Raw genomic sequence first — 26,295 nt, 5'->3', positions numbered from 1 at the left:
CGGCGAGCGTAAAGTGGGCGGCGGACGATTGATCAGCCCGCCCTCTCCGCATCCCCCGCCCCCCTCACGCCGCGCGGATCTGCGCCAGGAACGAGCCGACGCGCTTCTGCACCACATCGGCCTCGTGATCGAGGGCGTCGGCGCTGCCGGCGACCTCGCCGGCGGCCATGTCGGTGCGGCCGGCCGCGTCGCGCAGCGCATCGACGTCGTCGGTGACCCGCGCGGTGCCGCGCGTCGCGCCGCTCGCGCCGGCGGCGATCGAGCCGACCGCGACGGTCTGTTCCTCGATCGCGCCGGAGACATCGACCACCGCGTCGGAGATATGCCCGACCTTGGTCTGGATCGTGCCGATCGCCGACACCGCCGCGGCGGTCGCCGCGGTGATCTCGCTCACCTGCCGGGCGATCTCTTCAGTGGCTTTTGAAGTCTGCCCGGCGAGCTGCTTGACCTCCGACGCGACCACGGCGAAGCCCTTGCCCGCCTCGCCGGCGCGCGCCGCCTCGATCGTGGCATTGAGCGCGAGCAGATTGGTTTGGCTCGCGATCGAATCGATCAGCGTCACGACGTCGCCGATGCGGTTGGCGCAGACCTCGAGCGAGCCGACGATGCCCGTGGTCGCGGAGGCCTGTTGCGTCGCCTCCTCGGCCACCGCACGGGAGCGGTCGATCAGGCCGGCGATCCGGCGGATCGCGCCATCGAGCTGCGCGGCCGCCCCGGCCACACCTTGGACTTCGCTGCTCGCCGTCGCTGCGGCCTCGGCGACGCTGTCGGAGCGGCCGAGGGCGCCCCTCGCCAGGTCGGCCATGCCGGACGCCGCCACCTTGAGCGCGCGAGCTCGCTCGCCGACCTCAGCGATGGCGGAGCCGACCTCGCGTTCGAAATCGTCGGCAAGCCCGAGCAGCAGGCGATGGCGCTCGGTCTCGTCACGGCGGCTCGCTTCGGCAGCCGCCGTCTCGCGCTCGCGCGCCTCCGCATCGAGCCGGCCGCGGATCGCATCGACCGCGCGGCCGATCTCGCCGATCTCGTCGGAGCGGTTCGCCACCGTGATCTCGATATCCCGCGCTCCGGCCGCCATGCCGCGCAGCGACACGACCAGCGCGGCGAGCGGCCGTGTGACGGTCCGGACGCCGATCACCGCCACGACCACCGCAAGGACGAGCAATCCCAACGTCGTGAGCGTCAGACGCGTCCGCATGGCATCGACACTGGCGAGTGCCACATCCGCGTCCTGGATCGCAAGCACCGTCCAGTCGAGCCCCGGCGCATGCACCTTGCGCCAGGCAGCGAAGGCGCCGGCACCGCCCCGGTCCGCGAGCGACGAGAAGCCGCTGCGCTCCGTCGATGGCAGACCACGGACCAGCGCAGCCACGCCTTCCGCCTTTTCGGGCGGGATCGTGCCGAGCCGCGCGCTGCCGTCCGCGCCGACGATGGCCGTCGAAACACCGTCGGAGGCCCTGCCTTCGCCGAGGCCCCGGGCCGAGAGCGCGACGACGAGCACGCCGAGTTCGCCATCCGCGCCGATGCCTCGCCCGAAATAGAGCGTGCGTGCAGCCGGCGGGGCCGTCGGATCGAGATCGAGCACCGCCAGCTTCCCCGGATCCGCCTTGATGCGCTCGACCAGCGTCCTCAGCGCCGGGCGCGGAAAATCGCCTTCGCCGATCTTGCGGGCGAATTCGGCGGACTTGGTCACCGAATAGACCACGCGGCCCTTCGGCTCGATGATGAAGATGTCGTCGAGCCCGAGCTGCTCGGCCTGCACGCGCATCGTGCCGTGCAGATCCTTATGGGCGAAGGAATAGATGGTCGGGTGCCGGTTGCCGTCGAGCGCCATGCGCTCCTTAGGCGTCGCGGGCGTCTTGTAGAACTCGATGATCTTGGCGACGTCCGCCTCGCTGAACTCGAAGGCACCGGTGAACTTCTCGGCGGCGGTCTTGGCCGTGACGCTGTCGGCCAGCGTCGTGGTCGCGCCGAGCACCGTTGCCAGCCGCGTCGCGACGGCATCGTCGCGCGTCTCGGCCACGAATTCCAGATTGCGCTGGGCGGCTGCGATCAGGCCGTCGCGGGCGTTCTGGTAGCCGACGTAACCGACACCGGCAGCCACCAGCAGGCAAAGCCCGATCATCATCAACGGCAGACGATAACTGATCCCGAACCGGGCACGACCTTCGACACCAGCCACGACCATCTCCCCGAGAATTGTTCCCTCGGGGCGACAGAGTCAGCCTCAAAACGTATATGTGAGATTAAATGCGAAGCATTATCTTCGTCGAAGCCTCGAAATTCCACGTCATCCGATTTGCTCATCGGCCCATGACGCGACCGGCGACAGCATCGAGCTTCGCCAAGAGCGCCGGATCACGCTTGTCGGGCGCGGTCATCAGCGCGAATTCGAGTGCCGTGTCGGCGCCGATCGGGCAGGCCGGATGTTCGGCCGGGAAATCCTTGGCGAAACGTGCGATCAGGCGGCGGGCCTTGTCGGCGTTGGCCAGCAGGACCTTGATGACCTGTTGCACGTCGACATGATCGTGGTCCGGGTGCCAGCAGTCGTAGTCGGTGACCATGGCAACGGTGGCGTAAGGAATCTCGGCCTCGCGGGCGAGTTTCGCTTCCGGCATGTTGGTCATGCCGACCACGTCGAAGCCGGCCGACTTGTACCAGAGGCTCTCCGCCAGCGTCGAAAACTGCGGCCCCTCCATGCAGACATAGGTGCCGCCGCGCACAACCGGGATCTGCTCCGCCTCGGCCGCCGCCTGCAGGCGGTCCATCAGGCCCGGACTGGTCGGATGGCCGAACGGCACATGCGCGACGCAGCCCGCACCGAAGAACGAGCTCTCGCGCTTCACCGTGCGGTCGACGAACTGATCGATCAGCACGAAGGTGCCGGGCGCCAGCTCGTGCTTGTAGGAGCCGGTCGCCGACACCGAGACGACATCGGTAACGCCGATCCGCTTCAGCCCGTCGATATTGGCGCGGTAGTTGATGTCGGAGGGCGAGAACCGGTGCCCGCGGCCGTGGCGCGGCAGGAAGGCGATCTCGGTATCGCCGATCGCGCCGCGCAGCACCTCGTCCGACATGGCGCCCCAGGGCGTCTCCTGCCGGACCCAGCGCGCATCGTGCAGACCCGGCAGATCATAGAGGCCCGAGCCGCCGATGATGCCCACGATCGATTTCGTCATGCCCGGTCTCCCGCCCGCGCCGCCTCGATGCGACGCCGGGGAGAGTTTGCCGATTCCGCCGCGCGAGGCAACGACATAAAGCCGGTCACCGCCCCTCGCGCCACCACATGGCCGAGACCAGACCGAGCAGGATCGCGAGGCCCAGGAAGCCCGTGAACAGCGGCAGGCGATCAACGCCCTTGAGCACACTCGCCTCGGTCAGCCTGACACCGATCCAGTCCGAGCCGGCCATGGTGGCGCCGGCGCGGACCGGCAGCACGCGCGGCAGCGCGAGCTTGTCGTCCTTGATCATGCGCCGCACGCTGCCGCCGGTCGCCGCGGCGATCGGGGCCAGCACCTTCGGCGTCGACAGGACGTCGGTATATTCGCGCGGATTGGCCGGCCCGACATTGGCGAGCGCGGTCCGCTCGCCATCGGTGACGCGCCAGAGCCCGAGTTCGCGCCCCTCAAGCGTAGCCCGCCAGAGCCCGGCGCGCTCTTGCCTGAGCGCCACGGTCTGCTTGGCGCCGGTCGGCCGGGTCACCTCGACCGGCTTGACCTCCGTGCCGAGGGTCTGGCGCTCGACCACGAGATCGCGGCCGCGCGCGGTGAGCCTGAGCGCCTCCTCCTCGAGGTCCGGCTCCTTCATGAGCCAATGCGCGAGCCGGCGCAGCAGCACGCCGTGCGGCCCACCGCCCTCGAAGCCGCGCGCCCACAGCCAGACGTGATCCGAGGTCAGGAGCCCGACGCGGCCTTTGCCCTCGCGCGACAGGAGAAGCAGCGGCTTCCCGCCCGGTCCCTGCATCACCGAGGTGCCGCCCGAGGGCGCGACCTCGACCATGCGGAACCACGGCGCCCAGGACGGCTTGTCGCCGGCGCCGCCCGGCAGATCGCGCGTGACCGGATGGCGGCGACCGATGTCGCTGACCAGCGGCACGAACGGATCCTCGACCACGCCGCCGGTCGGATCGGCCGGCAGGACGCTGGCGAGCGGCGTGCGGAACAGACTGCCGGCACCGGAGAAGTCCGGCCCCGAGGCGACCAGCACCGCGCCGCCGTCACGGACGTAACGCGAGATGTTGTCGAAATAGATCGCCGGCAGGATGCCGCGGCGCTGATAGCGATCGAAGATGATCAGGTCGAACTCGCTGATCTTCTCCTGGAACAGCTCGCGGGTCGGGAAGGCGATCAGCGACAGTTCGTTGATCGGCGTGCCGTCCTGCTTCTCCGGCGGGCGCAGGATGGTGAAATGGACGAGATCGACCGAGGCGTCGGACTTCAGCAGATTGCGCCAGGTGCGCTCGCCCGCGTGCGGCTCGCCGGAGACGAGCAGCACGCGCAGGTGCTCGCGGATACCCTCGACGGTCACCACCGCGCGATTGTTGAGCGCGGTCAGCTCGCCGGCGAGCGGCTCGGCGTCGATCTCGACGATGTTGTCGCCGGCGTGGGTGATCTCGACCTCGGCATTGGCCGTCTCGCCGGGGATCACGCTCGCCTCGCCGACCGGCTGACCGTCGCGCCGGATCGAGACCTTCACGCGGCCGCCGCCAGCCGTGCCGCTGTCGATCACGCGATAGGCGATCTTCTGCTTCTGGCCGACGAGGCCGAAGCGCGGCGCGAGCGTCACCGCGACGCGCCGGTCGATCTCGCCGTCGCGCCCCGAGATCAGCGCGTGAACAGGCGCATTGAACCCGAGCTGGCCGACGTCCTTCGGCACGTCGTGGACCTGGCCGTCGGTCAGCATGACGACGCCGGCGACCCGGTCCGGCGGCACGTCGGAGAGCGCCTGCCCGACCGCCTCGAACAGGCGCGTGCCGTCGGTCTCCACACCGTCGCGGTCGTTGCCGGCCGCGACCTCGCGCAGCTCGACGTTGGGCATCGCGGCGAGCGACTTCGCGAGCGACGCCCGCGCCGCCTCGGTCTCGGCGGCGCGATTGCCGAGCATCTGGCTCTGGCTCTTGTCGGTGACCAGCGCGACCACGCTCGGCAGCGGCTCGCGGTCCTCGCGGCTGACGATCGGGTCGAGCAGCGCGATCAGCAAGGCCGCGACGGCGGCGAGCCGGAGCCAGGAGCCGCGGATGCCGGAGACGATTGCCCAGACGGCGAGCGCCAGCGCGACGAGCCCGAGCGCGGCGATCAGGGCCAAGGGCAGGACGGGGGCGAAGGCGAGCGACAGGTTCATCCGCGCGCCCTCACTGTCCGAGCCGTTCGAGCAGCGCCGGCACATGGACCTGATCGGCCTTGTAGTTGCCGGTCAGCGTGTACATGACGACGTTGATGCCGACGCGGTAGGCCATCTCGCGCTGGCGCGGATCGGGCGGCACGGTCGGCCACAGGAAATCGCCGCCGTCGGTCAGGGCCCAGGCGCCGGCGAGATCGTTCGACGAGATCATGATCGGCGTCACGCCGTCGCCGGGGCGCACGGGACGCTCGTTCGCCTGCGCCGGATCGCGCGCCGGCGTCGCCTCGACCCAGAGCTGGCCGCCCTCGTAGCGGCCGGGGAAATCCTGCAAGAGATAGAAACTCTTGGTCAGCACGTGGTCGGACGGCACCGGCTCCAGCTCCGGCACATCGAGGCCGGAGAGGATGCGCCGCAATGCCTCGGTCGCAGGCGTGGTGCGGCCGTTGCCGCGCAGCGCCGGCGCGGAGAGCGCGTCGCGCGTATCGAACAGGATGGTGCCGCCGTTCTTCATGAAGGCGTCCATGCGCGCCAGCACCGCCGCGCTCGGCTGGCCGGCGCTCGGGTCGACCGGCCAGTAGAGCAGCGGGAAGAAGGCCAGTTCGTCGCGCGCCAGATCGACGCCGACCGGCGCGGCCGGTTCGAGCGCCGTACGGTCGGCGAGCGCCCGCGTCAGGCCCTCGAGACCGCGCTTCGAGGTGTCGTCGATCTCGGCATTGCCGGTGATCACATAGGCGAGGCGCGTGCCGAGCGCGGCCTGCCGGTTGAAATCCTCCGCCGCCTTCGACCGCGCCGGCTCGGCCGCGAGGCCGGGGGCCGGCGCGACGACCGCGAGCCCGGCGCCGACGCCGAGCGCCAACAGCACCACCGCGGCTGCCGGACGGCGACCGTGCAGCCGGCCGCCGAGCCAGAGCACGGCGAGCGCATCGAGGATAAGCGCCAGAAGCGCGGCGGCGAACAGGAACGGCTTCAGGTCCTTCGGTCCTTCCCGGCTGAGGGTCAGTTGGCGGACGCCGCCGACGCCCGAGAGGTCGACCGGCGCCACGACATCGCCCTTGCGCATCAGGTTCAGCGCCACGAAAGCGTCCTCGGAGCCGTAGAGCCCGGGCGGATGCTCGCGGTTCGGCCGAAGCGCGGTCTCGCTGTGTTCGGCGATCGGCTTCGCCTCGGCACTCGGACCGACCGAACGGCCAAAACCGTCGAGCAGCCGGAGCGGCGGCAGCAGCACGGCGCCGTCCGTCGACTTCGCCGCTTCGCCTGTGTCCTTGGCGCCGAGCGCGGCCGAGAAGGCGACGACCCGGCGCAGCATCTCGATGAAGGCGCCGGAGAGCGGCAGGTTCGACCAGCTCGTGTCGGCGGTGACATGGAACAGGATCACCCAGCCATTGCCGAGCCGCGCCGCGGTGACGAGCGGTGTGCCGTCGCCGAGGCTCGCCCAGGTCTTCGGCCCCAGATCGGGCTTCGGCTCGGCGAGCACCTGCCGCGTGACGCTGACGTCCTTCGGCACCGCGAGCCCGGCGAAGGGCGAGCTCTGCGAGAACGAGCCGAGCGTCTGCGGCTCGGCCCAGGACAGGGCGCCGCCGAGCGTGCGGCCGCCCTGGCGCAATTCGACCGGCACCAGCTTGTCGCCGCCGCGCACGGCCGCGAGCCGCGGACCGGCGAAGCGCACCAGCACGCCGCCCTGCCCGACCCAGTCGGCGAGCGTCTTCTCGACCTCGCCGACCATGGTGCCGACGTCGGCGGTCATGATCACCGAGACGTTCTGCCGAACCAGATCCCTGACCGACTGGGCGAGATCGCCCTTCGGCTCGCGGACCTCGGCGAAGGGCCTGAGCGCATTCTGAAGATAGTGCACCGGCGACAGGAGCGGCTGCTGCTGGTCGGCGGTGACGCCCGAGATGAGCCCGACCGCGCGGCGGCGCCAGCGCTCGTCGAGCAACTGCACAGCCGCCGCATGGCTCTCGTCGACGACATCGACGCGGGCGATCTCGTTGCGGAGTTCGATCGGCAGATCGAAGGCGCCGGTGGTCGCGGTCGCACCAGTTGCGAAGGCGAACGGCGTCTCGGCGACGACACGGCCCTTGGCGTCGAAGGCGCGCAGCTTGCCCTCGAGCGGGCTGTCGCGATCGGGGCGCACGAGCGTCGCGGTCATGGCCTTGAGGCCGTTGTCGGCCTCGGTAAGTGCCAAGGGCGGACGGTCGCCGGTCGAGGCGACCGTCACCGGCGCACCGGCGGCGAGCGACGTCAAAGTCTCGGCGAAGCTCTTGGCATTGCCATCGTCGATGCCGTCGGCGAGCCAGACGATCGAGCCGGGCTTGGTCTTCTCGGCGCTCTTGCGCAGACCCTCGACCAGGGCCGCGCGATCGACGCTCCACGGCCGCGGCTCCAGCGCCGCGAGCCGGGTCGCCTGATCTTCCGCTGCCGCCGGCTCGAAGCGCTGCGCGGCGCCGTCGGCGGTCGCGACCAGCACCACCGGGCGCGCGCGGTCGCCGGCCCGCGTGACCATGCGGGTCAGGTGCTCGACCCGCGCCTGCCAATGGTCGCCGGCGGCCCAGCCGTTGTCGACGACCAGCCAGAGCGGCCCCTTGGCGTCGTCGAGATCGGCCGCCGGCCGCCAGACCGGACCGGCGAGCGCCAGGATCACCAGCGTCGCGAGGATCAGGCGCAGCAGCGTCAGCCACCACGGGCTCTTCGACGGCGTCTCCTCGCGCTTGATGATCTCGAACAGGAGCCGCGTCGGCGGGAACGTCACCTCCTGCGGCTTCGGCGGGGTCAGACGCAGCAGATACCAGATCGCCGGCAGCGCGATCAGCGCGCCGAGCACGAAGGGCGAGACGAAGGAGAGGGGCAGGAAGCCCATCAGGATGCGACCTCCATCGTCGGCAGGCTCCCCCCGGCCCTGATGTTGGCACCCCCGCCCGCACCGAGCCGCGCATGCAGCGCGAGCAGCGGTTCGGCGGCGGAACGATCGGTGTGATGCAGCATGAAGGTCCAGCCGAGCCGCGCGGCGAGCGCACGCAAACCGTCGCGATGCACGGCGAGCCGCTCGCGATAGGCCTCGCTCCAGGTCTCCGCGCGGCCGGCGACGATGCGTTCGCCGGTCTCCGGATCGCGGAATTCGGTGCGGCCGGCGAAGGGGAAGGTCTCCTCGGCCGGGTCCATCACCTGCACGAGATGGCCGCGCGCGCCCGATCCGGCGATGCGGGCGGCGTTTGCCTCGATCGTCTCGAGCGGATCGAGAAAATCGCCGATCAGCACGACGTCCGAGAAGCGCCGGATCGGCGTCGGATCGGGCAGCGCGCGCTTCTCGGCCAGCTGCACCACCGCGTCGGCGGCGCGCTCGGCCGCCTGCCGGCTCGGCGTCGGCTTCAGGATGCCCGGCAGACCGACGCGCTCGCCGGCGCGGGCGAGCAGATCGGCGAGCGCCAGCGTGACGACCACGGCACGGTCGCGCTTGGAGACCGTGGCGAGGCGCGAGCGGAACTCCATCGAGGGCGACAGGTCGGGCCAGAGCCAGACCGTGTGTGCGCTCTCCCATTCCCGCTCGCGGACATAGAGATGATCGTCCCTGGCCGAGCGGCGCCAGTCGATGCGCGTGATCGACTCGCCCGCCGAGAACGGCCGGAACTGCCAGAAGGTCTCGCCCGGCCCGGCCTGCCGGCGGCCGTGCCAGCCGGCGGCGACCGTCGCGGCGACGCGCCGGGCCTCGACCAGCAGATCCGGCAGCGTCGACGACAGCGATTTCGCGGCACGGACGTAGGAAAGCCCCGCCCGCCCGGCGTCCTCACCGTTGTTTGCCTTGCCGGACCTCAGCTCTGCCGCCACGTCGCCTCCTTCGGTCCGGTTCAGCCGAGCCGCGCCCTGGCGCGCGTGATCACGTCGCGCAGCGTGACGCCGTCGGCGCGCGCCGCGAAGGTCAAGGCCATGCGGTGCTGCAGCACCGGCTCGGCCAGCGCCAGCACGTCGTCGAGCGACGGCGCCAGCCGGCCGTCGAACAATGCACGCGCACGCACCGTCAGCATCAGCGCCTGCCCGGCGCGCGGCCCCGGGCCCCAGGCGATGTGGCGCGTGATGTCGTCGGGCTCGTCGCTCGGCCGCGTCGAGCGCACCAGCGACAGGATCGCGTCGACGACCTTCTCCGACACCGGCATGCGCCGGACCAGCCGCTGCATCGAGGCGAGGCTCTCGGCGTTGAGCACGGCGCTCGCCGCGCCTTCGCCGACGCCGGTCGTCTCGGTCAGGATCCGCCGCTCGGAGGCGAGATCCGGATAATGCACGTCGATCTGCATCAGGAACCGGTCGAGCTGCGCCTCGGGCAGCGGATAGGTGCCCTCCTGCTCGAGCGGGTTCTGGGTGGCGAGCACGTGGAACGGCCGGGCGAGGTCGTGCCGGGCGCCGGCGACCGTCACGTGATACTCCTGCATCGCCTGCAGAAGCGCCGACTGCGTGCGCGGCGAGGCGCGGTTGATCTCGTCGGCCATCAGGAGCTGCGAGAAGATCGGCCCCTTCAGGAACCGGAACGACCGGCTGCCGTCCGGCGCCTGGTCGAGCACTTCCGAGCCCAGAATGTCCGAGGGCATCAGGTCCGGCGTGAACTGGATGCGCCGGGCGTCGAGCCCGAGCACGGTGCCGAGCGTCTCGACCAGCCGGGTCTTGGCGAGGCCCGGCACGCCGACCAGGAGGCCGTGGCCGCCGGCGAGGATCGTCACCAGCGAGCGCTCGACCACGCTTTCCTGGCCGAAGATCACCTTGCCGATGGCGCGGCGCACCTCGGCGAGCGTCGCGACCGCGCCCTCGGCCTCCTCGACGATCGCCTTCTCGTCGACCCGGATCGTGTCCACCATGGCGCTCATGCGCGTCGCCTCTTCTTGTCCCGAAACGGCCGCTCGATGTGCGGGAGCGCGCCGCCTGCCGTCGTTCTTCGAACCGTCGTACGATTGAGTTTGACAGGATCGCCGGTCACGCGCACCCCCGAATGCGCGACAAGACCATCCGTGCTTGTCGCAGCCATTGCGCGCGGGCGATCATGGCGAAACCATGAGGCCGCGACCCTCGATCGACGGCCGCATGCTTTTCTTCGGCCTTTCCGGCCTCTACATCAGCGGTTCAAGGCCGTCGGCGGCGCGCGAGAGGCGCGGCCGAAGACGACCGAGACAGCGCGCCAGCGCCAAACCAAGTGTGGATAAGCAATGGCCGACGAGGCTCGGGCTCACGACAACGTGACGGCAGGCGAAACCTCCGGCCGCGCGCCGGCGGACCGGACGAGCGCGAGCGAAGCGGTGCGCGCTCCGGCCGGCGGCCTGGAGGCACTGATCGCGCGCGCCGGATCGGCCGGGGCGAAGGGTCCGCCGCCGGTCGAGCGCTGGAACCCGCCCTTCTGCGGCGACATCGACATGCGCATCGCCGCCGACGGCACCTGGTTCTACATGGGCACGCCGATCGGCCGCGAGGCGCTGGTGAAGCTGTTCGCGAGCGTGCTGCGCCGCGACGAGGACGGGAAGACCTATCTCGTCACCCCGGTCGAGAAATGCGGCATCACGGTCGACGACGCCCCCTTCGTCGCGGTCGAGATGCATGCGCAGGGTGACGGCCCCGATCAGCGGCTGACCTTCCGTACCAATGTCGGCGACGTGATCGAGGCCGGCGCGGAGCATCCGCTGCGCTTCGTGATCGACGCCGAGAACGGCGGCCTGAAGCCCTATGTACTGGTGCGCGGCCGGCTCGAGGCGCGGCTCGGCCGCGCGGTCATGTACGAGCTGGTGGAGCATGGCACGGAGGCGGTCGTCGATGGCCGCGCCTGGTTCGGCGTTCATGCCGGCGGCCGCTTCTTCCCCGCCGTGCCGGCCGACGAGGCGGGGCTCCCGTGACCGATCTCGCGCCCCAAAACCTGCCGCCCTTGCCCTTCACGGCCGAGGACTTCCGCCGCCGCGCCGCGCCGCATCTGACCTTCGACGAGGCCGAGCTCGCACTCCGGACGCCGCTCGGCGACCACGTGCTGAACCCCGGCCTCGCGCGCCACGCCGCGCCGCGCGACGCGGCCGTGCTGATCCCGGTCGTCGATCGCTCGCCCGAGGCCGGCATCATCCTGACCCTGCGCACCGCGGATCTGAAGTCGCATGCCGGCCAGGTCGCCTTTCCGGGCGGCAAGATGGACGCCGAGGATCCGCACCCCGTGGCGACCGCGCTGCGCGAGGCCGAGGAGGAGATCGGCCTCGACCGCGGCTTCGTGGAACCGGTCGGCTGCTTCACGCCTTATGTGACGAATTCGGGCTATCGGATCGTCCCGGTCATCGGCCTCGTGCGACCCGGCTTCCGGCTGGTGCCGAACCCCGGCGAGGTCGCGGACGTGTTCGAAGTGCCGCTCTCCTTCCTGATGACCGGCGTCAATCACGTGCTGCAGAGCCGCCAGTGGCAGGGCACGACGCGGTACTTCTATGAAATGCCGTGGGAAGGTCGCTATATCTGGGGTGTGACCGCCGGAATCCTCCGGCAGGTCTACGAGCACGTCTACGGCGCCGCGGCCGAAATCCCCTGAACGCCCGCGCCGCGCCGGCATCCCGAGCCCCATCCCCATGCTGCGTCTCGTCCTGATCCTCGCCGGCCTGTTCGCCCTGCCCTTCATCGGCTATGCCGTCGCCACGCTGCTCAGCCGGCGCGGCTCGACGCTGCCGGTCGGCCCGGACGGCCGCCCCGGCCTGTTCGTCGGCGCGCCGTTCCAGACGCTGGTGCTGATCGGGCTGGTGCTGGTCGTCGCCGGCCTTCTCGGGCTCTCGGCGTTCCGCGACTCCCCGCTCGGCAAGACCTATGTGCCGGACCAGTTCAAGGACGGGAAAGTGGTTCCCGGCCATTTCGAATGACGCCCGGCCCGCGCCATCATTCGGAGACGCGCCCCGACGCGCGACCTGCGACGCATCGGGCCGCGCTCGCCGACGCGCCCTGGCTCACGGGTCGCCCGATCCGACGGCTGTTCGCCGCGCTTGAGGTCGAGGGCGATGCCGCCTGGGTCGTCGGCGGCGCGGTGCGCAACACGCTGATGGGCCTGCCGGTCGCTGACGTCGACGTCGCGACCACCGCCGTTCCCGAACTGACCAGCCGCCGCGCCGCCGCCGCCGGCCTCAAGGTGATCCCGACCGGCATCGCGCACGGCACCGTCACCGTGGTGGTCGAGGGCCACCCGTTCGAAGTGACGACGCTCCGGACCGACGTCGAGACCGACGGCCGCCGCGCCGTCGTCGCCTTCGGCCGCGACTGGGCCGCCGACGCGCACCGGCGCGACTTCACGATGAACGCGCTCTATTGCTCGGCCGACGGCACCGTGCACGACTTCGTCGGCGGCATCGAGGATTGCCTTGCCCGCCGCGTCCGCTTCATCGGCGATCCCGACGCGCGCATCCGCGAGGACTACCTGCGCTCGCTGCGCTTCTTCCGTTTCCACGCGGCTTACGGCCATGGCGCCCCGGACCGCGCCGGCCTGGAGGCGATCCTGCGCAATCGGGACGGTCTCGATGGTCTCTCGGCCGAACGCGTCGGCCAGGAGATGGCCAAGCTGGTCGTCGCCGCCGGCGCCCCGGGCTGCATCAGGATCATGAGCGACTGGGGCATCCTCGGCCGCGTCCTCGGCCGCGCCGCCGATCTCGGCGGCTTCGCGCGCCTGCATGCCGTGGCCCGCGACACCGTGGTCGCGCCCGGCGGCAAGGCCGACGCGCCGCTGTTCCTCGCCGCGCTCGCGGCATGGACGGAGGCCGACGCGAGCGCGCTCGCCACGAGGCTGCGCCTCTCAATGCCGAACGCTTTCGCATGCTGACCGCCGTGACCGGCGCGTTCCGGGTCGGCGGGGAGTTCGACGAGCGTGCGGCGCGCGTACTGCTCTACGATCTCGGGCCACAGGGCTTTCGCGATGCGCTGGCGCTGGCGGCGGCACGGGCACGCATCGCGGCGGACGAGCGCTTCGTCCATCTCCTGTCGCTGCCGTTCCGCTGGACGCCGCCGGCGACCCCGATCGCGGGGCGCGATCTCGCCGCGCTCGGTATCGAGAAGGGGCCGCGCATCGGCGAACTGGTGCGCGCGGCCGAAAAGCTCTGGATCGACAGCGATTTCGAACTCGACCGCGCCGCGATCCTGTCGCGGCTCGGCCTCACGCCGCCTTGAAGCGCGATCCCCGGTCAGCGTTCGACACGCACGGGGCCGTCGGCATGAAAACGCGGCCGGTCACCCCGGCCGCGATCATGGTCCGAAGCCGGGATCACTCCTCGTCTTCTTCTTCCTCTTCGTCCTCGACGTCCTCGTCGAGCTCGAGGCCCGTCACGGCGACGATCGGCAGGACGTCCTTGCGGAACACCTCTTCGGCGTCGGCGTACCAGACGACCTCGATCTCGGCTTCGAGCAGGCGGGTCACGGTCAGGGCCGGGCCGCCGGACTTGAGTGTCACGACGTCGCCGGGGGTGTAGGTCTGTTCGGTCATGGATCGCTCCCGTCTGTTTTGAAGCGGGGCGGCGGACCCTGATTGTCGCACGCCCCGCCGGCGCCCGGTTCGGGCGGGCAGATCCTGTCTGGACCCGACGACGGGGCAATGACGCGCACGCGGGAAAAGTTCAGGCGTCGCCGTGCCGAAGGTCGAGGACGACGCCTTGCGCCCCCGGCCTCCTGCGCCCGGCAAGGGGTCGCGATCACTCGTTCAAATTGATGACCGGCGTCGAGGCGGTATTGCCGCAGGTATAGCAACAACTGGTGCAGCGATGAGAATTGTGGTGCCCCACACCCCAGCTTTTCTTGTCATTGCCGCGCACCCATGCGCCGTAGCAGATCTTCTCGCCGGCGATACAGTTCAGGGAAAAACTGTGAACCTTGTAGTCGCGGATCGTCCAGACCTGCCCGTTGCCCGGCCACGCCGCCTTGCGGTTCTGCGAATAGAAGGTGACGTCGACGGCGTACTTGTCGAAAGCGCGGATGTTCCACTTCATCGGGTCCGCGAAGGCCGCGCCGGTCGAAACGACCAGGGCGACAAGGGCCATGATCCAAAGTCTCATCACAAATCCCCCCTCAAGAGCTGAAATGCCCTTAGGGAAGGATTTTGATGACGGTTTCCCTGTCCTGACAAGGGGTAACCTGGGCCTCGCCGCGCTCAGGGCCACTTCACCACGGGCGGCATCGACGACAGGATCGAATCGACATTGCCGCCGGTCTTCAGGCCGAAGATCGTGCCGCGATCGTAGAGCAGGTTGAACTCGACATAGCGTCCGCGCCGGATCAGCTGTTCCTCGCGATCGGCCTCGGTCCAGGGCGTGGCGAAATTGGCGCGCACCAGCGCGGGATAGATATCGGCGAAGGCGAGGCCGACCGCCTTGGTGAAGGCGAGATCGGCGTCGAAATCGCCGGTGTTCACATAGTCGTAGAAGATGCCGCCGATACCGCGCATCTCGTTGCGGTGCTTCAGGAAAAAGTACTCGTCGCACCACTGCTTGAAATGGTCGTAGTCGCGCCCGTGGTCCGCGCAGGGCGTCCGCATCGCCGCATGGAAGGCGATCGTATCAGGATCGTCCTGCGTGCGGCGCCGGTCGAGCACGGGCGTCAGATCCGCGCCGCCGCCGAACCACTGCCGGGTCGTGACCACCATGCGCGTGTTCATATGCACGGCCGGCACGTTCGGGTTCTGCATATGGGCGATCAGCGAGATGCCGCTCGCCCAGAAGCGCGGATCCTCGGCCGCACCCGGGATCTGGTTGCGGAACTCCGGCGCGAACTCGCCGAACACGGTCGAGACGTGCACGCCGACCTTCTCGAACACCCGCCCCTTCATGATCGCCATGACGCCGCCGCCGCCCGGCGCGCCGGAATGGTCCGTACGCGACCACGGCGTCTTGACGAAGCGGCCGGGCGCATCGCCCGATTGCGGCAACCCGGCCGGCAGATCGTCCTCGATCACCTCGAACGCCGCGACGATCCGGTCACGCAACGCCTCGAACCAGACCTTCGCCGCGGCCTTCTTCGCCTCGATATCGGCGGGTAGCGGATGCGCGGACGGTGCAGCGTGAGTGGACATGGGCGGGGCTCCGGGGTCGGGTGGCGGGATCTGCGTCTTAGAACAAGGTCTGGTCGGAGTGAACCTCCGCCCGCAAAAGACTTGGCGTCCGGGTCGAGCCCAGCGCCCGGACCGCGGCGGCCCGACGGCCTCTACGCGACAGGCGCAAACCCCTCGACCTGCCGCAGCGCCTCGCCGAGCACCATCGCCGCGGCGATCGCGACATTGAGCGAGCGCATGCCTTCCCGCATCGGGATGGTCACGCGCGCGTCCGCCGCGTCGTGAACATGGTCCGGCACGCCGGCCGACTCGCGACCGACCATCAGCACGTCTTCGGCCGAGAACGAAAACGCCGTGTAGGGCAGCGCCGCCCGCGTGGTCAGCAGCACGACCCGGCGTCGCTCGGCGCGGCGCGCCGTCTCGAAGGCCGCCCAGTCGATGTGCCGCGTCAGCGTGGCGGCCGGCAGATAGTCGAGGCCCGCACGGCGGAAGTTCTTGTCGGTCAGCGCGAACCCGGCCGGCTCGATCAGATCGACGCCGATCCCGAGACAGGCGGCGGTGCGGAGCAGCGTGCCGGTGTTCTGTGGAATGTCGGGCTGGTAGAGCGCCAGACGCGGCATGACGAACCTTTCGGAAAGGTGACGGGCGTTGCTGCGGAAAACCACGCTCTTTCGCGAGCCTTGGCTCGGCGTTAAACGGCGGAGCGCGTCTTCCCTGCCGCAGTGCGACAGGACGGTCGTTTATGCCTTTCGGCGTGCTGGACAAGCGTTGAGAGTGGTGTCAAAACACCGCGCGATCGGGCAAGGGCGTCAGCCCTCTTCCGCCCCGATCCTCAGCGCCCGGTGGTTCGATCGAAACGGATTTCCAGTATCCGTTTCGATCGGGCCATCGACGACATGGGCATGTGGTCTGTCCGATCCGGTGTATGCTCCTCGCAAACATCGGATCTATGATCATCGCGCCCCGCGCGCCGCATGGCTGTGCCGACCCGTGCCCGACGCGATCGGTCAGCATCTGCGGAAGGGATCGATCGGAGGACGATCGATCCGACGTCATCGAGAGGATCCGACCTTGGCTACTTTGGATACGGCTGAACCGACCCGACGCGATTTTCTTTATCTCGCGACGGGCGCGGTCGCCACAGTCGGCGTTGCGGCGCTGGCTTGGCCCTTCATCGACCAGATGAATCCCGACGCTTCCGCGCTCGCCCTCGCCTCCACCGAGGTCGACGTCTCCTCGGTCCAGCCGGGTCAGATCGTCACCGTCAAGTGGCGCGGCAAGCCGGTCTTCATTCGCAATCGCACCGCGAAGGAGATGGAAGAGGCCCGCAATGTCGACATCAAGACGCTGCCGGATCCGCAGACGGATCAGGAGCGCGTCAAGAAGGGTCACGATTCGCTCCTGATCGTCGTCGGCACCTGCACGCACCTGGGCTGCGTGCCGCTCGGCCACGCCGGCGAGTACGACGGCTGGTTCTGCCCGTGCCACGGCTCGGTCTACGACACCTCCGGCCGCATTCGTAAGGGCCCGGCGCCGCTCAACCTGATCGTGCCGCCCTACGAGTTCATCTCCGAAAAGGTCGTGAAGATCGGCTGACGCCAAGTCTCAAGGAGCAGTCCCATGCAGGGTCATTCGACCTACGTTCCCAAGAGCGGCGCCGCGAAGTGGCTCGAGAAGCGCCTTCCGATCGTCGGCCTCGTCCATTCCTCGTTCGTGGCCTATCCGACGCCGCGCAACCTGAACTACTGGTGGACCTTCGGCGGCATCCTGAGCGCCATGCTCGCGGTGCAGCTCATCACCGGCATCGTGCTGGTGATGCACTACACCCCGCACACGAGCCTCGCCTTCTCCTCCGTCGAAGCGATCATGCGCGACGTGAACTGGGGCTGGCTGCTGCGCTACATGCACGCCAACGGCGCCTCGATGTTCTTCATCGCGGTCTACATCCACATGTTCCGCGGCTTCTACTACGGCTCCTACAAGGATCCGCGTGAGGTCCTCTGGATCCTCGGCGTCTTGATCTTCCTGCTGATGATGGCGACCGCCTTCATGGGCTATGTGCTGCCGTGGGGCCAGATGTCGTTCTGGGGCGCCACCGTCATCACCAACCTGTTCTCGGCGCTGCCCTTCGTCGGCGATCCGATCGTGACCTGGCTCTGGGGTGGCTTCTCGGTCGACAATCCGACGCTGAACCGCTTCTTCTCGCTGCACTACCTGCTGCCCTTCGTCATCGTCGGCGTGGTGATCCTCCACGTCTGGGCGCTGCACGTGGTCGGCCAGAACAATCCGGCGGGCGTCGAGCTGAAGAGCGAGCAGGACTCGGTCGCCTTCACCCCCTACGCGACCATCAAGGACGCGTTCGGCATGGTGTGCTTCTTCGTGCTGTTCGGCTGGTTCCTGTTCTGGGTGCCGAACTACATGGGCCACCCGGACAACTACATCGAGGCGAACCCGCTGGTCACCCCGGCGCACATCGTCCCCGAGTGGTACTTCCTGCCGTTCTACGCGATCCTGCGCGCGATCCCGGACAAGCTCGGCGGCGTCATCGCCATGTTCTCGGCGATCGCGGTCATGTTCGTCCTGCCGTGGCTCGACACGTCGAAGGTCCGCTCCGCCACCTACCGTCCGCTCTATCGCCAGTTCTTCTGGATCTTCGCGGCGGTCTGCGTCGGCCTCGGCTACCTCGGCTCGCAGCCGCCGGAGGGCGCCTTCGTCATCTGGTCGCGCGTGCTGACCTTCTACTACTTCTTCCACTTCCTCGTGATCCTGCCCGTGCTCGGTCTGATCGAGACCCCGAAGCCGCTGCCGGCTTCGATCTCGGACGCCATCCTCGCCAAGCACGGCGGCGCCGCGGCGTCGGACCACAAGGGCTGAGAGCCGGAAAAGATCAGGAGATATCCCTCATGAAGACGATCCTTTCCGGTCAGTCGGTCGCCAAGCTCCTCGGCGCGGCGGTCGTGGCCCTCGGCCTCGCCGGCTCGGTGCAGGCGGCGGAAGAAGCCGCCGCGGCGCACGGCCCGGTCGTCGATCGGCAGAGCTGGACCTTCGCCGGTCCGTTCGGCAAGTTCGACAAGGCCCAGCTGCAGCGCGGCTACAAGGTCTACAAGGAGGTCTGCTCGGCCTGCCACTCGATGAAGTACGTGTCGTTCCGCAACCTCGCGGAAGAAGGCGGCCCGGGCTTCACCGCGGATCAGGCCAAGGCGCTCGCGAGCGGCTACAAGGTCCAGGACGGCCCGAACGATAGCGGCGACATGTTCGAGCGCGCCGGCCGTCTGTCGGACCGCTTCCCTTCGCCGTTCCCGAACGAGCAGGCGGCGCGCGCGGCCAACGGCGGCGCCTATCCGCCGGACATGTCGCTGCTCGCCAAGGCGCGCGCGGTGCACCGCGGCTTCCCGTGGTTCGTGTTCGACGCCTTCACGCAGTACCAGGAGTACGGGCCGGACTACATCTACAGCCTGCTCCTCGGCTACAAGGACGCGCCGAAGGGTCACGAATGCGGCCCGGGCCTGAACTACAACACGTCGTTCATCTCCGGCTCGTGCATCGCCATGCCGCAGCCGATCTCGGACGGCCAGGTCACCTATGACGACGGCACCCCGGGCACGCTGCAGAACTATGCCCGCGACGTCTCGGCCTTCCTGATGTGGACGGCCGAGCCGAAGCTCGAGGAGCGCAAGCGCGTCGGCCTCAAGGTCATGCTCTTCCTCGTCGTCTTCGCGGGCCTGCTCTACTACACCAAGCAGAAGGTCTGGAAGGACATCGCCCACTGAGGCGAAGTCGTTCCGATCCGACATGATCGAGGGGCCCCGTTCGCGGGGCCCCTTTTATTTTGGGAAGCACAAGGATCCGGATCGGCGGGCGCGGCTTACGCGGGCAGGTCTGGCGGATCGGAGCGCGGCCGATCGCCTCGGCGGCGCGGGCGCCCGTGCCGCTCCATGACCTCGACAGTCCTCGCAATGGATGCGGGCGGGCGGAGCGCCGACCCGCGGGTGCCGTCTCAGCTGGCCTTGAGCGCCCGCATGCAGAGGCCCGAGACCTGTGCCAGCGCGCCCGGCTTCAGCTCCGCGACCAGCACCCGGTTCGGGGCGACCGGTCCCGGCAACTGGATCTTCTGCGGCGAGACGTGCTCAAAACCGAGCGGGCCGTAATAGGGCTCGTCGCCGACCAGCAGCACGATCTCGTGGCCCCGCTCGGCCGCGGCGGCGAGCGCCGCCCGGACCAGCGCGCGGCCGGCGCCCTTGCCTTCGAAGTCGGGATGCACGGCCAGCGGCCCGAGCAGCAGCGCCGGATGGTTGCCGATCCGCATCGGCGTCATGGTCAGCGTGCCGCCGAGCCGACCGCCGAACAGCGCGACCAGCGACAGATTGAAATCCGGCGCCACGCCCTCGCGCAGCCGCGACGCGGTCCGCGCGTGCCGGCCGGGGCCGAAGGCAAGATCGAGCAGATCGTCGACGGCCGGAAGATCGTCGTGTTCCATCGGCCGGAGAATGAAGAGGGGGCTCAGCATGTCCATGGGTCCCGGAGGGTATGCGGGTCGAGAGTTCGACGCGGCTCGAACCGACGCTGCCGGGGTCATCCCTGCCGGCGAGCAGACGATCGTGACGACGCGATGCGGCAAGCGCGGGGCGAAACCCGCGGGGCCGTCTTATCGTCGTCGTGCGATCGTCATCATGGACATGGGGGACGCAGCTAACACGAAGGGCGCGCGACTGCAAGCGCCTCGCCGCGGGTTCGCCACGCGCCCGCGGACCTCGGCCTCACCAGATCTCCGACGGCGCCGCGCCCGCGAACACCTCCGCAAGCCGCGCCTGGGTCGCGCGCGTGGTGTCGTCGGGCAGGCGATCGAGCGGGAAGAACCCCGCCTCGACGATCTCGCGATTCGGGTAGGGCACCGGCTCGATCCGGCGGGTGCGCTCGACCACGTAGAGCGCGACGTGGTCGCGCCGGGAGACGCGCGCGTTCTGATAGAGGCCGAACAGGCGCAACCGCTCGTCCTCGACCTCGAACCCGGCCTCCTCTCGCACCTCGCGGCGCAGCGCCGCGTCGCAGGTTTCGCCGGCGTCGACGCCGCCCCCCGGCAGGTACCAGCCCGGCACATAGCTGTGCTTGACCAGGAACACGCCGCCCTCGCCATCGGCAATGACCGCCCGGACGCCGAGCGACATCGGGCGCACAATGAGCGCACCCCACGTCACGGCCCGCTCGATCAGCGGCTTCATGGCCTCGACGACTGGGTTCACGACAAGCCCCTCAACCCGGCCCCCGAGCCGGCATCAGCAACGGCAATCACTTAGCCATTCCGCAGGGTCACGCGCAATCACTCGGACAATTTATCATGAATGCGCACCCGATATCTCACTCTGGACGGTTACCGCCCTATTGTCTAAATCCAACAGCGTGATGCGGGGCCGCTGCCCGCGAGAGGTCGCCTGGCGCCGAGGCGGCCGCCGACCTTGCCGAACCACATGGAAGGCGCGGCTGCGCTTGTCCGAGGATCCCGTCCCCGCATGTTCCGTCTCGCGCATATCTCCGATCCGCATCTCGGGCCGCTGCCCGAGCCCCGTCTGCGCGAGCTCATCGGCAAGCGCGTGCTCGGCTACCTCAACTGGCGACTGAACCGCGGCCGCGGCGGCATGCGGCCCGCGGTGCTCGACGCCCTGGTCGCGGACCTGCGCGCCCATGCGCCCGACCATGTCGCCGTGACCGGCGACATCGTCAACATCGCGCTCGACGCCGAGCTGGAGCCGGCCCGGCAGTGGATCGCGAGCCTCGGCAGCCCGCACGACGTCTCGGTCGTGCCGGGCAACCACGACGCCTATGTGCCGGGCGCGCTGCACCGCGCGACCGAGAGCTGGGGCGACTACATGTGCGGCGACGACGGCGACATCGTGCGCTTCCCTTCGTGCGCCGGCGCGGCCCCGTCGCGATCGTCGGCGTCTCGTCGGCGAAGCCCACCGGTCCGTTCATGGCGACCGGCCATTTCGACGCCAGCCAGGCGCTGCGGCTGGCCGAACTGCTCGCCCATCTCGGCCGCGAAGGGCTCTACCGCGCCGTGCTGATCCACCATCCGCCGTCGCGCAACGCCATCCACTGGGCCGCCCGGCTGGTCGGCGCCGAACGCTTCCGGCAGGTGATCCGGCAATCCGGCGCCGAACTGGTGCTGCATGGTCATACCCACCGTTCCAGCATCGACTGGATCGACGGTTCCGATGCGGCGGTGCCGGTCATCGGCGTGCCCTCGGCATCGAAGTCGCCGGGCCCGGAGAAACGCGGGGCCGGCTGGAGCCTGTTCGAGATCGAAGGCGGTCCGGGGGCGTGGCGCACGACCCGGATAGAGCGCGGCTTTCCGGACACTGCGCGTGGGCCTGTCGAAATCGCCCGTCAGATCATCGACCCGTCGGAAGCACGCGGCGGCGCCCTGCGTTCGGGCTGAGCGGGGGGCGTTATTCTTGTGCAGGCAGCGGTGAGCGCCGTTTGCTCGAGCCGAAGCTGAGAGCGACCGAGCCGACGTCCGGACCGTGGGTATAAGGGGTCGCCCGTCAGTGCCCGACCTGGAACCACGCGTAGCCGACGATCGCCGCCGAGCCGACGAGGAGCCCGGCGAGGAAAGTCAGGACGCCGCGCAGGCGCGGGTTGCCGCGCTTCGGCTCCGGCTTCACGGCGGCGGCGAGTTCGGCCGCCGGCGTATGGGCGATCTTGGCCTGATCCTCGCGCAGCTTGGTGACCAGCCAGTCCGCCTCGATCGCCCGCTCGCGCTCGATCAGCCGCTCGGCGACATAATTGGTGATGCAGTCGGCCATGTCGTCGAGACTGGGCGTCTCGAGAATGATGGTACGGCCGAGGCGGGTATCCTTGAGGAACCGATACGTGCGCCGGTCGCGCGCCATCACGACATGGCTGGTCATGTCGATCCAGAGCCGCGGCGGCTCGCCCCCCGCGACCGAGAAGGCGAAGATGTCGGCGTTCTCGGGCACTTCCTTGAAGACGTCGGCGAGCTCCTCGGCGAGCAGCTCCAGCCTGGCCTTCTCGGCCTGCGACAGGTCCGCGAGCACGTCCTGACGTTCGGTCGACACGACGCGCATCTTGCGCAGCGCGTCCTGCAGGCTCCTGACCTTCGCCCCCTCGCCCGTCCCGATCCGCTCGACCATCACCCGCCCCGACGCAAAACCCTCGTTGACGGAATTTTAACCGAACGGGGCCGGGCGCGAAAGGGCCGACGGCAATGCTCCACGATTCGATTCGACGGTCCGGATCGATGGATGCAGCCCTGCCGGGCAGAGCGCGACGGAATCCTGTACCCCTTCCCTCACATCTTCTCCTGGATCATCCGCGCCAGGTCGAAGGCGCGCTGTTCCAGGTTGACCGGGCTCTCGCAGACATACTGAAGCGCCTGGTTCCGCTCGTCGAACACGCGGCGGTCCCAGACGAGTTCGTCCTCGAGCTTCTGCAGGTCGGCCTGAGTGACGCCCTCGACGGGCTTGCCGGCCTTCAGCGCATTGATCTGGTCGCCGACCTTCTCGATCCGGTCGGCGAGCGCGTGCTGCTTGCGCGAATAGCGCACGATGCCGGACATCACGCGCTGGCGCTCCTGATTGACCACCTCGAGCATGCCGACGAACAGCCGGGTCAGGCGGAGATCCTTCGGCCCCTCGCCGGCGGCGAAGGCATCGATGGTCTTCTCGGCCTGCTCGATCGGCGTGCGCCGCGAGGCAATCTCGCGCACGACGTTGGCGATCTTATAGTCCGAGGTCCAGTCGAGCGCCTCGCCCTTCAGCTCCGGCCCGCCCCAGATCGCGGTCGCCGAGATCTCCGGATTGCGCACCTGGATGCAGGGCCAATCCGGATCGGCGGCGGCAGCCCGTCCTTGCGACGTCGCTGCCGCCATGGCCAGCACGGCCGCAAGCGCGGCGAAGCCGGTGCGCGCGGCACGGGCCGGGCCACGGCGTTCCGGGTCTCGGCGGTCGGGGACACGCGAGAGCGGACGACGGGAGAACCAACGCGACATGATCATCAAGCTCCTTCAGGGCCACCGCGGCGGCCGATGAGCCCCCGCGACGGATCATAGGCCAGGATCGACAGGCCGAGGAACACGGCCGTGGTCAACAACACGACGAGGAACGCGACAAAGCCCGGATAGTCCGACGACAGCGGGTCGAACACGTTGCCCTTGTCCATCGAGGTGAACATCAGGACCAGTTGATCCCACGAGGTCGGCACGTCGAACTTCGCATGCAGCGTGAAGCGGATCAGCTCCACGCAATAGGTGAAGGGGTTGAAGTTGCAGACGTAGTAGAGCGTCAGGCTCGCCTCGCGCACCCGCCAGAGCGGATAGAGCGCCGACGAGGTGAAGAACATCGGAAAGATCACGAAGTTCATCACGCTGGCGAAATTTTCGAGCTGCTTGATCAGCGACGACAGGAACAGGCCGATCGAGCCGAGCATGAGCCCCGACAGGATCAGCGCCGGCAGCACCATGATGTAGCCGATGTGCGGCGGCTCCACCTCCCACCACCAGGCGATGGCGAGGTAGACATAGACCTGGATCACCGAGATCGCGGTACCGGCGAAGAGCTTCGAGGTGAGCAGAAACCAGCGCGGATACGGGCTCGTGAGCAGGATGCGCATCGAGCCGACCTCGCGGTCGTAGACCATCGAGAGCGACGACTGCAGCCCGCCGAACAGCTGGATCATCGCCATCAGGCCCGGCGTGACATAGACCTCGTAGAGGACATAGGTCTCGTATGGCGGGATGATCGAGACGCCGAGCACCGACCGGAAACCGGCGGCGAAGATGAACAGCCAGACCAGCGGCCGGACCAGCGCCGACATGAACCGGCCGCGCTGGAGCAGGAAGCGCAGCAGTTCCCGTTTCAGGATGCCGTAGAAACAGTGCCAATAGCCGAAGCGCGGCAGGCCGACATCGACGGATCGCGCCGGCTCGGCAGCCGGCATGGGACGATCGAGCGTTCCGTGCATCAGTGGACCTCCTCGGCGGCGGTGCCGGTCAACTGTCGGAACGCGGCCTGGAGATTGTCCTGACCGGTCGCCGCGACGATCGAGGCGCCGGTGCCGGTCGTGACCACACGGCCCTGGTGCAGGAGCACGACATCGTCCTCGGGCCGCACCTCGTCGAAGAGATGCGTCGTCCACAAGACGCTGAGGCCCTCGTCGCGGATCAGCGACCGCACCACCTCGACGATTGCCGCGCGCGCCTTGATGTCGAGACCGACGGTCGGTTCGTCGAGGATCAGGAAGCGCGGCTCGTGCAAGAGCGCGCGGGCGATCTCGATCCGGCGCGACTGGCCGCCCGAGAGATTGCGCACCTTGTCGCCGATACGGTCCGCAAGGCCGACACGCGCCAGCAGCACCTCGGCGCGGCGGCGCCCCTCGGCCTTGCCGTAGCCATGCAGCGCGGCGTGGTAGGTGAAGTTCTGCAGAACGGTCAGTTCCGGATCGAGCGTCTTGGCCTGGAACACCACGCCGAGCCGCGCGAGCGCCTGCATCGGCTGGCGGCGCAGGTCGTGGCCGAAGATGCGGATCGAGCCGGAGACATTGTCGTAGAGCCGGGTGACGAGCGAGAACAGCGTGGTCTTGCCGGCGCCGTTGAGCCCGAGCAGCGCGACGAACCGGCCCTCGGGCACGGTCAGCGATACGTCGTCGAGCGCCTTGCGGGCGCCGAAGGCGTGGCTGACATGCGCGATGTCCAGCGCCAACGGCCCGGCTCCGATCGCGGGCGGCGCGCCGCGCGCCCCTTCCATCACTCCGACCATTCCGCTTCCCTCGTCCGATCCGCCAACTGCGAAAGCCTCTATCGAGACGGTCGCGGCCGGCTCGAGTCAACGCGCGAATGCGCTCACGGGCCCGACGCGTGATCCGGCAGGAACCATGGCTCCGACCGGATGACCCCGTTGCCGGGTTGCCGCAGCGGTTCCTGCCCCACGTCAGTCGTTCTTGACCACGACACCCCAGGGATAGCGGCCGACCTTGATCGACTTGATCGTCTTGAGGTTCTGCACGTCGATCACCGAGATGTCGTTGGAGACGCCGTTGGTGGTGTAGAGCAGCTTCTCGTCGGGCGTGAAGGCGAGCTGCCAGACGCGCTGGCCGACGAGCAGGTACTTCTCGACCTCGAAGGTCTCGGCATTGATCACCGCGACGCGGTTCGCCGGACCGAGCGCGACGAAGGCCTTCTTGCCGTCCTTGGTCAGACGGATGCCGACCGGCTGGATCGCCTCCTTGTTGAGACCCGGCACCTCGAAGGTGATCTTCTTGATCGGCTTGCGCGTCTCGCCGTCGAGCACGGTCACGGTGCCGCCGACCTCGGCCGAGGTCCACAGGCGCTTGCCGTCGACGGTGTATTCGGCGTAGCGCGGCCGCGCATCGACCTGCACGTTGTCGATCAGCTTGCGGCTGGCGACGTCGATGAAGTGGATCATGTTCGTCGTCTCCGACGTCACGATCACCAGCTTGCCGTCCGGGCTCGCCGCCATGCCTTCCGGCTCGACGCCGACCGGGATCTCGTCGACCTTCTTGTTCTGGGCGATGTCGATGGTGGTCATCATCGCATCGTCTTCATTGGCCACGTAGAGGAACTTGCCGTCCGGCGACAGCGTGAACAGCTCCGGATCCGGACCCGAGGGCAGCGTCGCGATGCGCTGGAAGGTCGTCGTATCGTAGGCCTCGATGTGGTGATCGTCGGAGGTGCAGATATAGAGCACCTTCTGATCGTTCGAGAGCGTGATCGCGCGCGGACGGCGGCCGACCTTGAAGGTCTTGGTCACGGTCTGCGTCTTGCTGTCGATCACCGTGATCGTGTTGTCCTTCTCGTTGGAGACGAACACGGTATAGGCGTCCGCCGGTGCGGCGGCGGCGATCGTGCCGAGCGCGAGGATGGCGGCGGCGATGCGGCTCTTCATGGGTAATCCCTCCCGGATCGAGAGGCC

Annotated in this window: 25 protein-coding genes and 1 pseudogene; 9 read left to right on the top strand and 17 right to left on the bottom strand. The window is 69.0% G+C overall.

Annotated elements, in window-relative coordinates:
• Positions 1-64: 64 nt before the first annotated feature.
• The 6 genes from ABS361_02015 to ABS361_01990 form a co-directional block, all read right to left on the bottom strand.
• Complete coding sequence (locus tag ABS361_02015; protein ID XBY45094.1) at positions 65-2,179, bottom strand: HAMP domain-containing methyl-accepting chemotaxis protein; 2,115 nt, start codon at positions 2,177-2,179, stop codon at positions 65-67.
• A gap of 121 nt (positions 2,180-2,300) precedes the next feature.
• Complete coding sequence (locus ABS361_02010) at positions 2,301-3,176, bottom strand: S-methyl-5'-thioadenosine phosphorylase (protein ID XBY45093.1); 876 nt, start codon at positions 3,174-3,176, stop codon at positions 2,301-2,303.
• An 85-nt stretch (positions 3,177-3,261) separates the two neighbouring features.
• Complete coding sequence (locus tag ABS361_02005) at positions 3,262-5,337, bottom strand: hypothetical protein (protein XBY45092.1); 2,076 nt, start codon at positions 5,335-5,337, stop codon at positions 3,262-3,264.
• A gap of 10 nt (positions 5,338-5,347) precedes the next feature.
• Complete coding sequence (locus ABS361_02000; GenBank protein ID XBY45091.1) at positions 5,348-8,194, bottom strand: DUF4159 domain-containing protein; 2,847 nt, start codon at positions 8,192-8,194, stop codon at positions 5,348-5,350.
• Positions 8,194-9,159 (bottom strand): DUF58 domain-containing protein, encoded by a 966-nt coding sequence (locus ABS361_01995; GenBank protein XBY45090.1) that lies wholly within the window; start codon positions 9,157-9,159, stop codon positions 8,194-8,196. The genes ABS361_02000 and ABS361_01995 overlap by 1 nt, the downstream gene beginning before the upstream one ends.
• A gap of 20 nt (positions 9,160-9,179) precedes the next feature.
• Positions 9,180-10,187 carry a MoxR family ATPase gene (locus tag ABS361_01990; GenBank protein ID XBY45089.1) on the bottom strand — a complete coding sequence of 336 codons (1,008 nt, stop codon included), beginning with the start codon at positions 10,185-10,187 and terminating at the stop codon, positions 9,180-9,182.
• Between the two features lie 336 nt (positions 10,188-10,523).
• Here ABS361_01990 and ABS361_01985 point away from each other — a divergent pair, with 336 nt between their 5' ends.
• The 4 genes and pseudogenes from ABS361_01985 (at position 10,524) to ABS361_01970 (ending at position 13,482) form a co-directional block, all read left to right on the top strand.
• Complete coding sequence (locus ABS361_01985) at positions 10,524-11,201, top strand: DUF1285 domain-containing protein (GenBank protein XBY45088.1); 678 nt, start codon at positions 10,524-10,526, stop codon at positions 11,199-11,201.
• Positions 11,198-11,869: a CoA pyrophosphatase gene (locus ABS361_01980; GenBank protein XBY45087.1), complete on the top strand. Its 672-nt coding sequence runs from the start codon at positions 11,198-11,200 to the stop codon at positions 11,867-11,869. Before ABS361_01985 ends, ABS361_01980 begins: the two co-directional genes overlap by 4 nt.
• Before the next feature lie 37 nt (positions 11,870-11,906).
• Positions 11,907-12,191 (top strand): DUF6111 family protein, encoded by a 285-nt coding sequence (locus ABS361_01975; GenBank protein XBY45086.1) that lies wholly within the window; start codon positions 11,907-11,909, stop codon positions 12,189-12,191.
• 98 nt (positions 12,192-12,289) lie between these two features.
• Positions 12,290-13,482: pseudogene (locus tag ABS361_01970) on the top strand (CCA tRNA nucleotidyltransferase).
• 94 nt (positions 13,483-13,576) lie between these two features.
• Here ABS361_01970 and ABS361_01965 read toward each other — a convergent pair.
• The 4 genes from ABS361_01965 to ABS361_01950 all read right to left on the bottom strand — a co-directional run bounded on the left by ABS361_01965 (position 13,577) and on the right by ABS361_01950 (position 15,972).
• On the bottom strand, positions 13,577-13,795 hold the full coding sequence (locus tag ABS361_01965; GenBank protein XBY45085.1) for a DUF2158 domain-containing protein: 219 nt from the start codon (positions 13,793-13,795) through the stop codon (positions 13,577-13,579).
• A 205-nt stretch (positions 13,796-14,000) separates the two neighbouring features.
• Positions 14,001-14,360, bottom strand: a complete 360-nt coding sequence (locus tag ABS361_01960; protein XBY45084.1) for a hypothetical protein — start codon at positions 14,358-14,360, stop codon at positions 14,001-14,003.
• Positions 14,361-14,455: 95 nt separating this feature from the next.
• A complete protein-coding gene (gene hemF / locus ABS361_01955; GenBank protein ID XBY45083.1) occupies positions 14,456-15,373 on the bottom strand; it encodes an oxygen-dependent coproporphyrinogen oxidase in 918 nt (305 codons plus the stop codon).
• Positions 15,374-15,504: 131 nt separating this feature from the next.
• Positions 15,505-15,972, bottom strand: a complete 468-nt coding sequence (locus ABS361_01950) for a tRNA (cytidine(34)-2'-O)-methyltransferase (GenBank protein ID XBY45082.1) — start codon at positions 15,970-15,972, stop codon at positions 15,505-15,507.
• A gap of 451 nt (positions 15,973-16,423) precedes the next feature.
• Here ABS361_01950 and petA point away from each other — a divergent pair, with 451 nt between their 5' ends.
• Genes petA through ABS361_01935 form a run of 3 tightly spaced genes read left to right on the top strand, consistent with a single transcriptional unit; the run spans position 16,424 to position 19,122 of the window.
• Positions 16,424-16,948 carry a ubiquinol-cytochrome c reductase iron-sulfur subunit gene (gene petA, locus ABS361_01945; protein XBY46780.1) on the top strand — a complete coding sequence of 175 codons (525 nt, stop codon included), beginning with the start codon at positions 16,424-16,426 and terminating at the stop codon, positions 16,946-16,948.
• A 24-nt stretch (positions 16,949-16,972) separates the two neighbouring features.
• Positions 16,973-18,226 (top strand): cytochrome b N-terminal domain-containing protein, encoded by a 1,254-nt coding sequence (locus ABS361_01940; GenBank protein ID XBY45081.1) that lies wholly within the window; start codon positions 16,973-16,975, stop codon positions 18,224-18,226.
• A 29-nt stretch (positions 18,227-18,255) separates the two neighbouring features.
• Complete coding sequence (locus ABS361_01935) at positions 18,256-19,122, top strand: cytochrome c1 (GenBank protein ID XBY45080.1); 867 nt, start codon at positions 18,256-18,258, stop codon at positions 19,120-19,122.
• Positions 19,123-19,349: 227 nt separating this feature from the next.
• Here ABS361_01935 and ABS361_01930 read toward each other — a convergent pair whose 3' ends face one another.
• Complete coding sequence (locus tag ABS361_01930) at positions 19,350-19,859, bottom strand: N-acetyltransferase (protein ID XBY45079.1); 510 nt, start codon at positions 19,857-19,859, stop codon at positions 19,350-19,352.
• Positions 19,860-20,109: 250 nt separating this feature from the next.
• Positions 20,110-20,592, bottom strand: coding sequence for an NUDIX domain-containing protein (locus ABS361_01925; protein XBY45078.1), 483 nt, complete (start codon positions 20,590-20,592; stop codon positions 20,110-20,112).
• Positions 20,593-20,859: 267 nt separating this feature from the next.
• Between ABS361_01925 and ABS361_01920 the strand changes: the two genes are divergently transcribed.
• Both ABS361_01920 and ABS361_01915 read left to right on the top strand, forming a co-directional pair.
• On the top strand, positions 20,860-21,411 hold the full coding sequence (locus ABS361_01920) for a metallophosphoesterase (protein XBY45077.1): 552 nt from the start codon (positions 20,860-20,862) through the stop codon (positions 21,409-21,411).
• The gene (locus tag ABS361_01915) at positions 21,318-21,785 is read left to right on the top strand and encodes a metallophosphoesterase (GenBank protein XBY45076.1); all 468 of its coding nucleotides are present in this window, start codon (positions 21,318-21,320) and stop codon (positions 21,783-21,785) included. Before ABS361_01920 ends, ABS361_01915 begins: the two co-directional genes overlap by 94 nt.
• A gap of 106 nt (positions 21,786-21,891) precedes the next feature.
• On the opposite strand, the gene ABS361_01910 is transcribed toward ABS361_01915, so the two are convergent.
• From ABS361_01910 to ABS361_01890, 5 genes are all read right to left on the bottom strand, one after another.
• A complete protein-coding gene (locus ABS361_01910; GenBank protein ID XBY45075.1) occupies positions 21,892-22,500 on the bottom strand; it encodes a hypothetical protein in 609 nt (202 codons plus the stop codon).
• 158 nt (positions 22,501-22,658) lie between these two features.
• On the bottom strand, positions 22,659-23,357 hold the full coding sequence (locus ABS361_01905; protein ID XBY45074.1) for a hypothetical protein: 699 nt from the start codon (positions 23,355-23,357) through the stop codon (positions 22,659-22,661).
• Positions 23,358-23,362: 5 nt separating this feature from the next.
• A complete protein-coding gene (locus ABS361_01900) occupies positions 23,363-24,328 on the bottom strand; it encodes an ABC transporter permease (GenBank protein ID XBY45073.1) in 966 nt (321 codons plus the stop codon).
• Positions 24,328-25,122, bottom strand: coding sequence for an ABC transporter ATP-binding protein (locus tag ABS361_01895; protein XBY45072.1), 795 nt, complete (start codon positions 25,120-25,122; stop codon positions 24,328-24,330). Before ABS361_01895 ends, ABS361_01900 begins: the two co-directional genes overlap by 1 nt.
• A 171-nt stretch (positions 25,123-25,293) precedes the next feature.
• Positions 25,294-26,268 carry a PQQ-dependent catabolism-associated beta-propeller protein gene (locus ABS361_01890; protein ID XBY45071.1) on the bottom strand — a complete coding sequence of 325 codons (975 nt, stop codon included), beginning with the start codon at positions 26,266-26,268 and terminating at the stop codon, positions 25,294-25,296.
• Positions 26,269-26,295 lie beyond the last annotated feature (27 nt).

It is taken from the genome of Ancalomicrobiaceae bacterium S20 (genome assembly GCA_040269895.1).
GTDB lineage: Bacteria > Pseudomonadota > Alphaproteobacteria > Rhizobiales > Ancalomicrobiaceae > Methyloraptor > Methyloraptor flagellatus.
Note: the sequence above shows the minus strand (reverse complement) of the source record. Positions and strands in the feature narration are given on the sequence as shown.

What these genes read in the sequence shown, in the direction of transcription:
- ABS361_02010 (XBY45093.1), bottom strand. Translation starts at nt 3,176, where the DNA reads ATGACGAAATCGATCGTGGGCATCATCGGCGGCTCGGGCCTCTATGAT.
- ABS361_02005 (XBY45092.1), bottom strand. Translation starts at nt 5,337, where the DNA reads ATGAACCTGTCGCTCGCCTTCGCCCCCGTCCTGCCCTTGGCCCTGATC.
- ABS361_02000 (XBY45091.1), bottom strand. Translation starts at nt 8,194, where the DNA reads ATGGGCTTCCTGCCCCTCTCCTTCGTCTCGCCCTTCGTGCTCGGCGCG.
- ABS361_01990 (XBY45089.1), bottom strand. Translation starts at nt 10,187, where the DNA reads ATGAGCGCCATGGTGGACACGATCCGGGTCGACGAGAAGGCGATCGTC.
- ABS361_01985 (XBY45088.1), top strand. Translation starts at nt 10,524, where the DNA reads ATGGCCGACGAGGCTCGGGCTCACGACAACGTGACGGCAGGCGAAACC.
- ABS361_01975 (XBY45086.1), top strand. Translation starts at nt 11,907, where the DNA reads ATGCTGCGTCTCGTCCTGATCCTCGCCGGCCTGTTCGCCCTGCCCTTC.
- ABS361_01965 (XBY45085.1), bottom strand. Translation starts at nt 13,795, where the DNA reads ATGACCGAACAGACCTACACCCCCGGCGACGTCGTGACACTCAAGTCC.
- ABS361_01960 (XBY45084.1), bottom strand. Translation starts at nt 14,360, where the DNA reads ATGAGACTTTGGATCATGGCCCTTGTCGCCCTGGTCGTTTCGACCGGC.
- hemF (XBY45083.1), bottom strand. Translation starts at nt 15,373, where the DNA reads ATGTCCACTCACGCTGCACCGTCCGCGCATCCGCTACCCGCCGATATC.
- ABS361_01950 (XBY45082.1), bottom strand. Translation starts at nt 15,972, where the DNA reads ATGCCGCGTCTGGCGCTCTACCAGCCCGACATTCCACAGAACACCGGC.
- ABS361_01940 (XBY45081.1), top strand. Translation starts at nt 16,973, where the DNA reads ATGCAGGGTCATTCGACCTACGTTCCCAAGAGCGGCGCCGCGAAGTGG.
- ABS361_01935 (XBY45080.1), top strand. Translation starts at nt 18,256, where the DNA reads ATGAAGACGATCCTTTCCGGTCAGTCGGTCGCCAAGCTCCTCGGCGCG.
- ABS361_01930 (XBY45079.1), bottom strand. Translation starts at nt 19,859, where the DNA reads ATGCTGAGCCCCCTCTTCATTCTCCGGCCGATGGAACACGACGATCTT.
- ABS361_01920 (XBY45077.1), top strand. Translation starts at nt 20,860, where the DNA reads ATGTTCCGTCTCGCGCATATCTCCGATCCGCATCTCGGGCCGCTGCCC.
- ABS361_01915 (XBY45076.1), top strand. Translation starts at nt 21,318, where the DNA reads ATGGCGACCGGCCATTTCGACGCCAGCCAGGCGCTGCGGCTGGCCGAA.
- ABS361_01910 (XBY45075.1), bottom strand. Translation starts at nt 22,500, where the DNA reads ATGGTCGAGCGGATCGGGACGGGCGAGGGGGCGAAGGTCAGGAGCCTG.
- ABS361_01905 (XBY45074.1), bottom strand. Translation starts at nt 23,357, where the DNA reads ATGTCGCGTTGGTTCTCCCGTCGTCCGCTCTCGCGTGTCCCCGACCGC.
- ABS361_01900 (XBY45073.1), bottom strand. Translation starts at nt 24,328, where the DNA reads ATGCACGGAACGCTCGATCGTCCCATGCCGGCTGCCGAGCCGGCGCGA.
- ABS361_01895 (XBY45072.1), bottom strand. Translation starts at nt 25,122, where the DNA reads ATGGTCGGAGTGATGGAAGGGGCGCGCGGCGCGCCGCCCGCGATCGGA.
- ABS361_01890 (XBY45071.1), bottom strand. Translation starts at nt 26,268, where the DNA reads ATGAAGAGCCGCATCGCCGCCGCCATCCTCGCGCTCGGCACGATCGCC.